The following is a 12961-nucleotide window of genomic DNA, read 5'->3' on the forward strand; positions in this document are numbered from 1 at the left end:
TGAGCAGCAGCACGACCTGTTCAAACGTCATGAAGCATCCCCCCTTTCCGCTTTCGCGTCAGGGGAAGCAAAAAGTTTTTCGTCCCCTCTGGCGCGCAGCCGGAAGGAGCTAGACCACCGATTATGCAATCAACGCCCTTACCGCCGAAGCGGCACTTACAGCATACCATAAAACCCGCATATTTGCAACGAAAACTCCCGGTTCCGCGCCTGTACGCGCTGCCGGGAGTTCTGCTTTTTCAGTCCGTCCGTTTTACACCCCAATGTCAACTTGCACAAAACAGTGCCCGGAAGTTTGGCAGGCGTTTTTGCCAAATTTTGAAACGATATATTTAAAAATCGTTTCGAGTGTGGTATTATCTCTGTAAAATATGCCACAAAAACGGAGAGAATGCTCCGTGTGGCGGAAATGAGGGAAAAACCGATATGAAATACGCAAGCAACAACATCCGCAATATTCTGATTGCCGGCCATGCCGGCAGCGGCAAGACCACGCTGACCGAAGCACTGGTCTATTTTTCGGGCGCTGCCGAGCGTATGGGCCGGGTTGAGGACGGTACCACGATTTCGGACTTTGATCCCGAGGAAGCAAAGCGCAAGGCCAGCCTGTCGGCGTCCGTTGTGCCGGTGGAGTACGAGGGCATCAAGTACAACCTGATCGATGCACCGGGTCTGTTCGACTTTGAAGCAGGCGAGTATGAGGGCATCCGCGCCGCCGAGAGCGTGCTGGTGTGCGTGTCCGGCCGCAGCGGCGTTACCGTGGGCGCAGAGAAGGCGTTCCAGCTGGCCCGCAAGAACGGCAAGGCCACCATGGTGTTCGTCTCCAAGTGCGATCTGGAAAACGCCAACTACTTCAAGATCCTGGAGGATATGAAGATCCGCTTCGGCTCCACCGTCTGCCCCTGTGTCGTGCCTGCAAAGCTGGACGACGGCACCCCCGTGTACATCAACCTGTTCAGCCAGAAGGCCTTCAAGTACGAGGGTGGAAAGCAGATTCAGGTGGATCTGCCGGACATCGGCCACCGCTTTCAGGGCCTGATCGAGGCTATGAGCGAGGCTATCGCGGAAACCGACGATGAGCTGATGGAAAAGTTCTTCGGCGGCGAGCCCTTTACCACCGAGGAGATCGTGGAGGGTATGCGCAAGGGCGTTAAGGACGGCCTGATCACCCCCGTGTTCTGCGGCAGCGCCGTGAATATGCAGGCACTGGATATGCTGCTGTTCAATATGCACAAGCTGCTGCCCAGCCCGGAGCACGAGGCCAGCACGCTGGCCGAAGATGCCAACGGCGAGCCGGTGGAGCTGCACTGCACCGAGGATGAGCCCACTGCCGCCTACGTCTTTAAGACCGTGGCCGACCCGTTCGTGGGCAAGCTGAGCTATCTGCGGGTTATCAGCGGCAAGGTGACCGCAGGCGAACCGCTGACCAACGCCCGCACCGGCGAGGTGGAAAAGATCACGAAACCCCTGACCATCATTGGCAAGAAGCAGATGGAAAACGACGGCATCGGTGCCGGTGATATCGGCGCAGTGGCAAAGCTGGTGAGCGCAAAGACCGGCGATACCCTGTGCGATGCAGACCGTGTTGTCAAGCTGCCCGCCCCTGTGTTCCCCAAGCCCAGCCTGTTTATGGCTGTTACCGTGGCCAAGAAGGGCGACGAGGGCAAGATCTCCAGCGCACTGGCACGCCTGATGGAAGAAGATCCCACCCTGTGCTACATCAATAACGCCGAGACCCATCAGCAGGTCATCGGCGGCTTGGGCGAGCAGCATCTGGACGTGGTCAAGGCCAAGCTGAAGAACAAGTTCGGTGTGGAGATCGGTCTGGAAGCTCCCCGCATCGCCTACCGCGAGTCCATCCGCAAGGCCTGCCAGAAACAGGGCCGCCATAAGAAGCAGACCGGCGGCCACGGCCAGTTCGGTGATGTTATCATCAACTTCGAGCCCTGCGACAGCGAGCAGGTGGTGTTTGAGGAGAAGGTGTTCGGCGGCAGCGTGCCCAAGAACTTCTTCCCCGCCGTGGAAAAGGGCGTGCGTCTGGCTGCCGAAAAGGGCGTGCTGGCCGGTTACCCCGTGGTCGGCCTGAAGGCTACCCTGCTGGACGGCAGCTACCATCCGGTGGACAGCTCTGAAATGGCCTTTATCATGGCCGCAAAGCTGGCCTACAAGGCCGCTATGCCGGAGGCCGGCCCCGTCATTCTGGAGCCCATCCACACCCTGAAGGCCCATGTGCCGAACGACAACACCGGCGACATCATGGGCGATGTGACCAAGCGCCGCGGCCGTGTGCTGGGCATGGAGCCGGACGAGGACGGCTTGCAGACCATCATCGCCGAGGTGCCGCTGGCAGAGCTTGCAAACTTTACCACCTTTATCCGTCAGACCACGCAGGGCCGCGGCTGGTTCACCACCGAGTTCGCCCGTTACGAGACCCTGCCCGAGATGCTGGTGCCTGCCGTTGTGGAGCAGGCCAAGAAGCTGGGCAATCTGGACGAGGCCGCAGACGACTGAGCTCTGAACCCCTGATTTGACATTTTCCTGAGCCCCCGCCGACACTTTTTTCCCTCTGTCGGCGGGGGCTTTTTTGTAAAAACGCAACGTCGGACAGCCCGCGGGCTGTCCGACGTTGTTCTAATAAAATATGTTTTCCGCTATTTATGCGCAAAGCACAGCGAAGCGCATTCAAAATGCTCTGGCGTTACACGCCGGAGGCACCGTAGTTTGCCAGCACGCGGGCAGAGGGGTCGTTGACGTTGCAGCCCGGCCATGCTTTGTTGGGCATCCAGAAGCCCACGATGGTGCGGCTCTGGTCGTGGTAGTACTTCTCAAAAATTTCGCGGTAGAACAGGCTCTCCTTGGTAAAGGGCATGCAGTGTGCCGAGTAGTTTGCCCGGCGCATCTGGAACTCCTCGTCGGTGTACAGGCCCTCGGCGTACTCCTTGATGTCGTCCACCATGCTGTGGCCTACGGCGTCCGAGAAAGCGGCCTTTTCGCGCCACAGGATCTCCGGCGGCAGCCAGTCGCCCTCAAAGGCCTTGCGCAGCAGGTACTTGCCCTTGCCGTAACGGTTCAGCTTCTTTTCCGGGTCGATGGCCATGACGTAGCGCACAAAGTCCAAGTCGCCAAAGGGCACCCGCGCCTCGATGCTGTTGGAGGAGATGCAGCGGTCTGCCCGCAGCACATCGTACATATACAGCTCCCGGATGCGCTTCTGGCTCTCCTGCTGGAAAGCATCGGCGGTGGGGGCGTAGTCGGTGTATTTGTAACCGAACAGCTCGTCCGAGATCTCGCCGGTCAGCAGCACACGCACATCGGTCTGCTCGTGGATGGCCTTGCACAGCAGGTACATGCCCATGCTGGCGCGGATGGTGGTGATATCCCATGTGCCCAGCAGACGGATGACCTCTTCCAAGCTGCTGAGCACCATTTCGCGGTTGATGATGATCTCGTGGTGCTCGCTGCCAAGATAGTCCGCAGTCTGCCGGGCGTATTTCAGGTCGATGGCATCGGTGTCCATACCGATGGCAAAGGTGCGGATGGGTTTGCCCAGCTTTTTGGCGGCAATGGAGCACACCAGCGAGGAGTCCAGCCCGCCGGAGAGCAGAAAGCCCACGGGTGCATCGGCATCCAGCCGCTTTTCCACACCGGCGATCAGCTTCTCGCGGATGTTCTTCAGGATGGTGGGCATATCGTCCTGCATGGGGGCGGGCACGTCCGCAATGTCCTCGTAGCGCACAAAGCGACCGTCGCAGTAGTAGCTGCCAATGGGGAAGGGACGGATATCATCACACCAGCCGATGAGGTTGCGCATCTCGGAGGAAAAGGCGATCTTGTGGCTGGACTTGGAGTAGCCGTAGAACAGCGGCCGGATGCCGATGGGGTCGCGGGCGGCGATGAGCCTGTCCTTGCGGGAATCATACATAATAAGTGCAAACTCCGCGTCCATGTGGCGGAACATATCCAGCCCGTACTCGTAGTATAGCGGCAGCAAAATCTCGCAGTCGCAGTCAGAGCAGAACTTATAGCCCCGGCGCTTTAAGATCTCTTTTTCGAACCGGAAGCCGTACAGCTCGCCGTTGCACACCACGCAGTCGGCGCCCCGGTAAAAGGGCTGCATCCCCTCCGGGGTCAGTCCCATGATGGCAAGCCGCCCAAAGCCCATCAGGCCGTAGGGACCTTCCACCACCCGCTGGTCGTCCGGCCCGCGGTCCACGGTGCGCAGCAGATACTCCTTGAATTTTTCGGCACTCAGGTCGTGCCCCGTATAACCCATAACACAACACATACTTCTTACCCCTCTTAAAATAAAAAATACGGCAGCACATTCATCCCATAGTCCTAGGACGAATATGCTGCCGTATCCGTGGTGCCACCTAAATTACCGGCATACGCAATACGCCGGTCACTTTTGTGCGCTCTCCCCGTTGAAAGCACTGCCGCGATAACGAGCGGCGCACGTCTGCCCCTACTTGCTGCACACGCAGGTTCAGGGAGCGGCTCACGGGTGTTCTTCGGGCTTCATTTTCTGCGCGGCTTCCACCGTCCCGCGCTCTCTGCAAGAAAAACCTGAGGCCTTACTTTTCCCGGTCAACGCTTTTATTGTTTGCATTGTATCACGGGTTTTTGTCCGTGTCAACACAGCAGGCGCATTTTTTTGCGGGCTGTTCTTCCGCTGCGGACGGTACCGCGTTCTGCGCGCAATGACGGCACAGCCCGTACAGCACACTGCCCTCGCATTGCAGGGTAAAGCCGTGCTCTGCCATCAGGTGAGCGCGCACCTCATCCATAAAATGGCAGTCCAAGTGATAAATGCGCCCGCACTGCACGCACTTGAGGTGCAGATGCTCTCGGCAGTGGCGTCCCTCGTCCACATACTGGAACACCGCCCGCTCGCCTTTGTCAGCTACATATTTCATAATGCGCTGCTCGCCCGCCAGCTTATCCAGATAGCGGTACACGGTGGTGGGGTTGGGGCTTGCGCCCTGTGCCTCCAGATGCTCCAGAATGTTGGAGGCGCTTACCGCGTGCTGGCGGTTGTTGATGAGGTAATCTAAGATGAGTTGCCGAGTGCGGGTGTTGTAGCCATCGCTTCGTGCCATGAGAAATTCGGTCCTTTCCGGTGTAGATGTGTTGTTTTTTGGTTCTATTGTAGCACAGTTTGCCCTTGGATGCAAAAGAAGCGGGCGGAAAGTCGACCTGTTTGGCGACAAGCACAAAAAACATTGTAAAAAGTAGCAAAATCGAGGCGTAATCTTTGTATAAAACGGAAAACACGCCAAAGTTAAGTAAAAAGTCTTGTAAAAAATGCCCTAATGTGAAATAATGTATTAGATAAAGTGGTTGGATTGCAGCCGGGATACAAGCTGGCTGAACATGAAGAAGAAGCCGGCAGCGGTGGGTTTGCGCTGCCGGTTCGGACGTTTTGGAACGTTTTGGGAGAAGAAGAATAGGAGAGTGTGCTTATGAAAGAGCAGGACGCACAGGCAAAGCTCAGCCTGAAGCTGCAGGCGTACCAGTACCTCAAGACCAAAATTTTGAACTGCGAGTACCGCCCCAACGAGTTTCTGAACGAGCAGAAGCTCTGCGCCGAGATGGGCAACATCAGCCGCACCCCCATGCGGGATGCGCTGGGGCGTCTGGAGCAGGAGGGGCTGATTACCATTCTGCCCAAAAAGGGCCTGATGGTCTCCGGCATCACCGAAGAGGACGTGCACAGTATGTTTGAGATGCGTCTTTTGGTGGAGCCCTACGCCCTGCGTACTTACGGCAATGCCATCCCCCGGGAGCAGCTGGAGGCTTATGCCGAACTGATGCACCACAGCGAGCGCATCGAGGACTTCTGCAAGTCGGACGACGACTTCCACGAGCTGCTGATGAGCACCCTGCCCAACAAGTATCTGCGCTCTGCCTACGACCGTATTACCGGCCTGAACACCCGGTTCCGCATCATGACCGGCAAGGTGAGCATGATCAATCAGGAGCAGACCTGTGAGGAGCATCTGCAGATTCTGGATGCTGCTCTGGCAGGGGACTGGGACGGCGCAGCCATGGCGCTGCAGCACCATCTGGAGCTGGCACGCGATAAAGCCGAGGGCGTCATCAAGGTCATCCGCCTGTGGTAAAAGAATAAAAGTGAAAAGGTCTGCTGCACCGTGCCGGTGCAGCAGACCTTTTGCTTTTTACAAGAAGGGGAACAGTTTTATTTCTCCACCTTGCTCAGCAGGATGCGGTCATTATCCAGATTTTTGCCGGCGTTCTCGCGGAACTTTTCCAGCAGATCGTCCACGGTCATCTTGCTGCGCGCTGCGCCCTTTACGTCAAACACGATGCGCCCGGCGTCCATCATCAGGGTGCGGTTGCCCAGCTCCAGCGCCTGATGCATATTGTGGGTCACCATCAGGCAGGTGATCTTTTTCTCGGCCACGATGCTCTTGGTCAGTGCCAGCACCTTTTCGGCGGTGGCGGGGTCCAGCGCGGCGGTGTGCTCGTCCAGCAGCAGGAGCTTCGGGGTGACAAGGGTAGCCATGAGCAGGGTAAGCGCCTGCCGCTGCCCGCCGGAAAGCAGCCCCACCGGCTGCTTCATGCGGTCCTCCAGCCCCATATCCAGCAAAGCCAGCTTTTCGCGGAAAAATGCCTTATCCTTGCGGGAGATGCGGGAGAAGATGGCGTTGGGCGCGGTGCCTGCCCGCAGGTAGGCCAGCGCCAGATTTTCCTCAATGGTCATGTTGGGCGCGGTGCCCTTGAGCGGGTCCTGAAACAGATGCCCGATGACCTTGCTGCGCTGGTGCTCCGGCGCAAAGGTGATGTCCTGTCCGCCCAGCAGAATGCTGCCCTCGTCGGCGATAAAGCCGCCGGTGATGGCGTTGAACAGGGTGGATTTGCCCGCGCCGTTGGAGCCCACGATGGTGGCAAAGTCTCCGGCCTCCATTTGCAGGCTCACCCCATTTAGCGCCACCTTTTCGTTGACGGTGCCGGGGTTAAAGGTCTTGTGCAGGTCGTTCAGCTGCAGCATTTCCATGTTACTGTCCCTCCCTGTTGGTCACGGTGCGGCGGGCACGGGCGGCGTGCCGGCGCTTTTCAAAGGCGAAGTGCTCCCGGATGGCGGGCATGGAGATGGCCACTGCCACGATGATGGCGGAAACCAGCTTCATGGCGGCGGCGGGCACGTTGAACCGCAGCGCCACCGCTACGATAAAGCGGTACAGGCAGCTGCCGAACACCACGCCAAGAATGCGGCGCAGCATGGTGCGCTTGCCCACCAGCGTCTCGCCGATGATGAGGGAAGCCAGCGCAATGGTCACCATGCCGGTGCCCACGTTGATATCGCAGCTTTTCTGGTACTGCGCCAGCAGCCCGCCGGACAGCGCACACAGCGCACCGGACACGCACAGACCCACCGTGATGGTAAAGGCAGGGTTGATGCTGGAAGCCCGCACCATGGCGGCGTTATCGCCGGTGGCGCGGATGGAAAGCCCCAGCCGCGTGCCCAGAAAGCCCAGCATCGCCGCGCAGGCTACGGCAATAATGACAGCCGCCAGCGCCAGCTTATACCAGCTGCCCAGAAAGCCCAGTGCGCTTTTTGCCATGGAGAAGATGGTAGGGGTCTTGACCAGTGACATGGTGGAAGAAAAGCCCATCACCGCCAGATTGATGGTGTACAGGCCGGTGTTGACGATGATACCGGCCATGATGCTTTCCACCCCGAGCCTTGTCTGCAAAAAGGCGGTGACAAAGCCGGAGCACACCCCCGCGGCCATAGCTGCCGCCAGCGCAAGGATGGGGTGGCCGGTCAACGCCACTTGACAGGCTACCGCGCAGCCCAGCGTAAAGCAGCCGTCGGTGGAAAGGTCGGCAATATTCAGGATGGAGTAGCTCAGAAACAGTGCCAACGCCACCAGTCCGTAGATGCAGCCCAGCTCCAGCGCTGTCTGCAAGACGTTGAGGGAAAAGATACTCGCCAGCATGGTGTATGCTCCTTTTATGTTATTTTGAATGCGCACCGCATTGCTCTGCGGAGTGCGACAAACGCATTTTCACGGGAGAGGGAAACCACTTTCCCCAGAACCGCCAAAAGCTCTCCCTTGCGGGAGAGCTGGCAAAACCGTCAGGCTTTGACTGAGCGTTTTTATTCAGGAGAAGCTCTCGGCGGTGGTCACCTCGGTGATTTCGGTGCAGTAGGGCTTGAAAGCTTCCTTCAGGGCAGCCAGATCCAAGCCCAGCGCCTCGGCGGTCTCGGTGTTGATGGTGACGATGCCGTTATCAAAGGTCTGGTAGGGCAGGTCTGCGGGGGTCTTGCCGTCGCACAGCAGCTGGCTGACCATATCGGCGGTAGCTTCGCCCAGCTGGACGTAGTCCACGCCGTAGCCCACCAGTGCGCCGTTCAGCGCAAAGCTGTCGGCACCGGTGTAGTGCTGCACACCCGCCTCGATGAAGCTTTCGTAGATGGACAGCTCGGCGGTCATGATGGTGTTATCGGTGGGGGTGAACACGGCCTTGACCCCAGCGGCTACCAGTGCCTCGGCAGCCATCTGCACCTCGGCGGTGGTGGTGCCGTTCTTTTCCACCACCTTGATGCCGTTCTTCTCGCAGAAGGCCTTGGCGTCCGCAATGGCCTGGGTGGAGGCATCCTGACTCAGGTCATACAGCAGACCGATGGTATCAATGCCGAGGTTTGCCGCCACGATCAGGTTCATGATGGCGTCGGTGTTCAGGGCATCGGAGGTGCCGGTGATGTTCTCCTCGCCGTCAAAGCCAGCGGCGGCAGGGTCGGTCACAGCGGAGTAGACCACCGGGATGTCGGTGTCCTCCACAGCGGCCAGCATAGTAGCGGCGGTAGGGGTGGCCACGGCTACGATCACGTCTACGCCGTCAGCCACAAGGTCTGCGCCGATCTGGTTCAGGTTGGACTGGTCGGCCTGTGCATTAGCGTAGTAATCGGCGTAGTCAAAGGTGACGCCCTTCTCCTTGCCGATGGCGTCTAGACGGCTCTCCACAGATTCTACGATCTGGTTGAGGGAAGCGTGGTCCACATAGTTGACGATGCCCACCTTGAAGGTCTCGCCGGCGGCAGCGGCGCTGCCGGAAGCAGCTGCGGAGGAGGAGACCGCTGCACTGGAGGCGGTGCTGGAAGCAGCGCTGCCGCAGCCGGTCAGTGCCATGGCAGAAACAGCAGAAGCAGCCAGAGCGGCCTTCAGGAAGCTGCGGCGGGAGATCATGTTCAGGTTTTTCATAGTGGTAACTCCTTTCCCGGAGCGGGCGGCAAATCAAAAGACCCGCTCCCTTTGCGGGACGGGTCTTAAAACAAAACGACCCTGTCCCTGTGTGTTATCCACAAGGACAGGATCGGTAAATTACGATTCTGCGGTGCCACCTTGCTTGCTCTGCATCCAATACAGCAGAGCCACTCACGGAGAGCCAACACTCCCCTGTCCTGTAACGGAGACTTCCGTCCAAAGCTACTAAGGTTTCTACCCGTTTGCCCGGCCCTCGGCGGCCCACGAAACTCTGCCCCGCTTTCGCCCGTTTGCACTGTCCGGGCTCACTGCAGATGCGCTGTGCAGGTTCTCTTCCGCCTCATCGGTTTGATTGCATTATACACTTTATCTTCGTAAAGTCAAGAGGGATTTTTAAATTTTTATTTTTTGGTCCGGTCAAAGTCATTCTTCTGCCGGGGCACCGGTGCTGCGGCGCTTGCGGCGCACAAAGCAGGCAACGTACACCACCCACACAGGAATGGCCACTGCGGTCACCACCCGGCTGGCGGAAAGCCCGGCGGCCTGATACACAAAGTCGATGCTGCTTGCGCCCGCCGGGCAGAGCACCGCCATCAGTCCCTCGTCCACTTGCAGGATATCGGTCTTTTCGCCGTTAACATAGGCGGTAAAGCCGTCATCGTAGGGCACAGAGAAAAAGACGAGGTTTGGCTTGTCCAACGTGATCTCGGCATGGAAGCCTGCATTGTTCATCTGGAACACAGAGCAGCTGTGGACGCGGCGGTCGGCGCAGTCCTGCGTGTAGCTGTCGTAGTGCAGGTCGTCCAGCATCGCGTCCGGCAGCTCGGTCAGGTACTTGCCATACTGCGCCACATCTTCGTCCGTCAGCACCAGTGCCCGCATCAGCAGGTTGGAGCGCAGGGTCTTGATCGAGGCTTCATAGGTGGCCTCGGTCACATAGTAGTCGTAGGTAAAGCCCATGGGAACGTAGTTATCGTTGTGGTACAGCGTGTAGCCGTCCACATCGGCAAGGTAGGTCCAGCCCGCGTCTGCCTCATCCTCAAAGCTTTCGCGCTTTTCCGGGGTGGTAATGAGGTACTCCACGCTCAACAGGCCGCGCAAAGCGTAGTTTGCAATTTCCGGCTCGCTGCGCACATCCCGCTTGACCCCCAGCCCCGGGTAGAAGCTGAGGATGCTGGGAGCCGCCGTGCTGCCGAAGTATTGCAGGCAGCTCTTATCCAGCCACATCCCGATGTTGTCGTGGATCTTGTAGGTGTCGATGCGATAGTCGCCCTCCGGCAGGTCGTTTTTCAGCAGCAGGGCGTTCGTGTCCTGCTCCACAAGGTCGCTGTCGGTGTGCCACTGGCCAAACTTGCCAATGCCGATGTGCACCATGGTGAATGCGCAGGCAAACACCAGCACTGCCGCCGTCATGCGCTGGGCAAAGCGGCTGTCCTGCCGCCACTTGCTGCAAAGAACGCGGTACAGCATAAGCCCCAGCAGTCCGAAGCCCAGCACGACAAAGAACTGTTCCGGGTTCTTCAGCACGCCGAAAGACCATGTCTCGGTGGTATCGTCCCGCACGGGCACTACGGCAAAGACCAGCGTAGCCAGCATGATCCAGCCAATGCCCCGGGCAGGTGCGTCCAGATCAATGTCCGGGTCCTCCAGCGCGTTCACGGTCATGGCGGCAAGGATGAGGGTGGGCATATAGTACCAGCGGGCGTAGTAGCTGGAATTGAGCGCGTAGAAGGCGCTGTTCAGCATCGGTACCAGCGCGCACACGGCGCACACCGCCACGATGCGCTTTTTGCTGTCGGCCTTCCGGCTGCGCCAGTAGGCCATGGCACCGGCCAGACTGCACAGCGGCAGGTAGGCCGTCATGCTCGTCCACTTGATGACGCCCTCCGACCAGACCGAGGTGAGGTAGGGGGAGTCCGGCGGCAGGATCCAGCTGAGCAGGATGGCCAGATACTGCTGCACCTTGGCGTAGGTCAGAAAGCCCCAGCCGGAGGAAAGATCGATGGTGCGCGGGTTCTGCAGCAGGCTGAGCACCGCCGGGAACAGCAGCAGACAGCCCATGGCAACGCCCAGCACGCTCTCCCACAACAGATGCCCGAACTTGCGCCCGGTCAGCCGGAAGTCCTTGGCGGTCAGCTTGCACACAAAGTAGATACACAGGAAAATTACCTGTCCCACAAAGAAGAAATAGTTGTTGAGCAGATTTACCGCCACCCAGAAGGCGAACAGGCCGTGACGATCCTCATAAATGGCTTCGTCCAGCGCCCAGAGCAGATAGGGGAACAGCGCCACCACATCCACAAAGTGGTTGAAGAACACGTTGTACACCGCAAAGCCGGAAAGCGCGTACAGGCAGGCACCCAGCACCGCGTAATTTGCGTTTTTAACGTAGCGGCGCAGGTACAGGTACGCGCCGCCGCCCGCCACGCCGAATTTGAGCACCAGCAGCGGTACCATCATATAGGGCAGCCAGCTTTGCGGCAGCAGCATCGACAGCCAGAAAAACGGCGAGCCGTACAGGTAGAAGGAGTAGGCGTTCATCACTCCGCTGCCAAGGTCGGTCGCCCACGAAAAGGTATTGCGCGGCGCACCGGCAAAGGTGCTGTTCGGGTAGCCCGCACCCTTGACAAAGCCGTTCATATACCGGTAAAAGGTGATCTGCTGGCTGTTGAAATCGCCGGCATAGTGGAAAAAGCCGCCGTCAAGGAGATAGAACGGCAAAAAGAAGATGGCCGCCGTCAGGGCGCACAGCCCTACCGCCTGCCAGAATTTTTTATGGTTCTGCTCCCTTGGGGTGAGCAGCCGTGGTTTTATAAACTTTTCCATAGTGTTCCTCTTTCTCCGCGCACCGGCGCGGAAGTGGATTTGATGTCACCTTGTAGTATAGCACGGCGGCGCGCAAGAAAAAAGGGCTTGACAACCAAGCGCCCGGCGGGTATGGTGAAGAAAAGGAGGCGTATTGCCATGCTGTATCCCTTCAGCGCCTTACTGGCGCGCATGAAGTATATTACCCGATGGAGCCTGATGCACTCCACCCGGGCGGAATCCCTCAGCGAGCACACCTGCGACACCGCGCTGCTGGCGCATTTGCTGTGCCTCATCGCCAAGCACTACACCGGCACGCCCTGCCGCCCCGAGGTGGTGGCAGTGGCGGCGCTGTACCACGACGCGCCGGAGATCATTACCGGAGATATGCCCACGCCGGTCAAGTACCATTCCCCGGCGCTGCGGGACGCCTACAAGGCGCTGGAGACCGAGAGCGTGCGCTCCATGGCGGCGCTTCTGCCCGCAGAACTGGCTGCAGAGCTGACTCCCTGCATGGATGGCACGGCACTCACCGCAAAGGAGCATCGTCTGCTCAAGGCTGCCGACCGGCTGAGCGCCCTCATCAAATGCACCGAGGAGCAGCGCAGCGGCAACCACGAATTTGACGCCGCACTCACGCAGCAGCGCGCCGCGCTGCAGGCCATGCAATGCCCGGAGGCCGATTGGTTTCTGGTGCACTGTCTGCCTTGCTACACTCAGAATCTGGACGAGCTGACGAAGCTGTAACCATACGGCTTGCCGCCGGGGGAATGTTCTCTTTTGGTGGCAAAAACCAAAAAAGAGCTGCCGCGCTCCGCGGGGAAAGTAATTGCTTGCCGCAAGCGCGCAGGGACGCTCCGCTGGGCCAGAGGCAGGGAGGGGTGTTCCGACTCCCCCCTCCCTACCTCTGGACTCCACCCACC

General features: G+C 59.0%; 9 protein-coding genes and 1 other annotated feature. Of the genes, 3 read left to right on the plus strand and 6 right to left on the minus strand.

What is annotated here, in order from left to right:
- Window positions 1-426 precede the first annotated feature (426 nt).
- Window positions 427-2511: an elongation factor G gene (locus WMO44_RS08600; protein WP_097779297.1), complete on the plus strand. Its 2085-nt coding sequence runs from the start codon at window positions 427-429 to the stop codon at window positions 2509-2511.
- Window positions 2512-2698: 187 nt separating this feature from the next.
- On the opposite strand, the gene asnB is transcribed toward WMO44_RS08600, so the two are convergent.
- A complete protein-coding gene (asnB, locus tag WMO44_RS08605) occupies window positions 2699-4285 on the minus strand; it encodes an asparagine synthase B (RefSeq protein ID WP_199680599.1) in 1587 nt (528 codons plus the stop codon).
- A gap of 51 nt (window positions 4286-4336) precedes the next feature.
- Window positions 4337-4600, minus strand: a binding site (T-box leader).
- Window positions 4601-4613: 13 nt separating this feature from the next.
- Complete coding sequence (locus tag WMO44_RS08610; RefSeq protein WP_349152344.1) at window positions 4614-5099, minus strand: Fur family transcriptional regulator; 486 nt, start codon at window positions 5097-5099, stop codon at window positions 4614-4616.
- A 363-nt stretch (window positions 5100-5462) separates the two neighbouring features.
- On the opposite strand from WMO44_RS08610, the gene WMO44_RS08615 reads away from it, so the two are divergent.
- Window positions 5463-6122 carry a GntR family transcriptional regulator gene (locus tag WMO44_RS08615; protein WP_097779298.1) on the plus strand — a complete coding sequence of 220 codons (660 nt, stop codon included), beginning with the start codon at window positions 5463-5465 and terminating at the stop codon, window positions 6120-6122.
- Between the two features lie 77 nt (window positions 6123-6199).
- Here the strand turns inward: WMO44_RS08615 and WMO44_RS08620 are convergent, their stop codons facing one another.
- The 4 genes from WMO44_RS08620 to WMO44_RS08635 all read right to left on the minus strand — a co-directional run bounded on the left by WMO44_RS08620 (window position 6200) and on the right by WMO44_RS08635 (window position 12059).
- Window positions 6200-7012, minus strand: a complete 813-nt coding sequence (locus WMO44_RS08620) for an ABC transporter ATP-binding protein (protein WP_349152349.1) — start codon at window positions 7010-7012, stop codon at window positions 6200-6202.
- 7 nt (window positions 7013-7019) lie between these two features.
- Complete coding sequence (locus WMO44_RS08625; protein ID WP_055186384.1) at window positions 7020-7964, minus strand: ABC transporter permease; 945 nt, start codon at window positions 7962-7964, stop codon at window positions 7020-7022.
- Window positions 7965-8129: 165 nt separating this feature from the next.
- On the minus strand, window positions 8130-9230 hold the full coding sequence (locus WMO44_RS08630) for an ABC transporter substrate-binding protein (protein ID WP_349152345.1): 1101 nt from the start codon (window positions 9228-9230) through the stop codon (window positions 8130-8132).
- 426 nt (window positions 9231-9656) lie between these two features.
- Entirely contained in the window at window positions 9657-12059 is a 2403-nt protein-coding gene (locus WMO44_RS08635; protein ID WP_349152346.1) for a YfhO family protein, read from the minus strand.
- A gap of 138 nt (window positions 12060-12197) precedes the next feature.
- Between WMO44_RS08635 and yfbR the strand changes: the two genes are divergently transcribed.
- Complete coding sequence (gene yfbR / locus WMO44_RS08640) at window positions 12198-12785, plus strand: 5'-deoxynucleotidase (RefSeq protein WP_349152347.1); 588 nt, start codon at window positions 12198-12200, stop codon at window positions 12783-12785.
- Window positions 12786-12961: the final 176 nt, after the last annotated feature.

This window comes from Faecalibacterium tardum, from assembly GCF_040096515.1.
GTDB classification, from domain to species: domain Bacteria; phylum Bacillota; class Clostridia; order Oscillospirales; family Ruminococcaceae; genus Faecalibacterium; species Faecalibacterium tardum.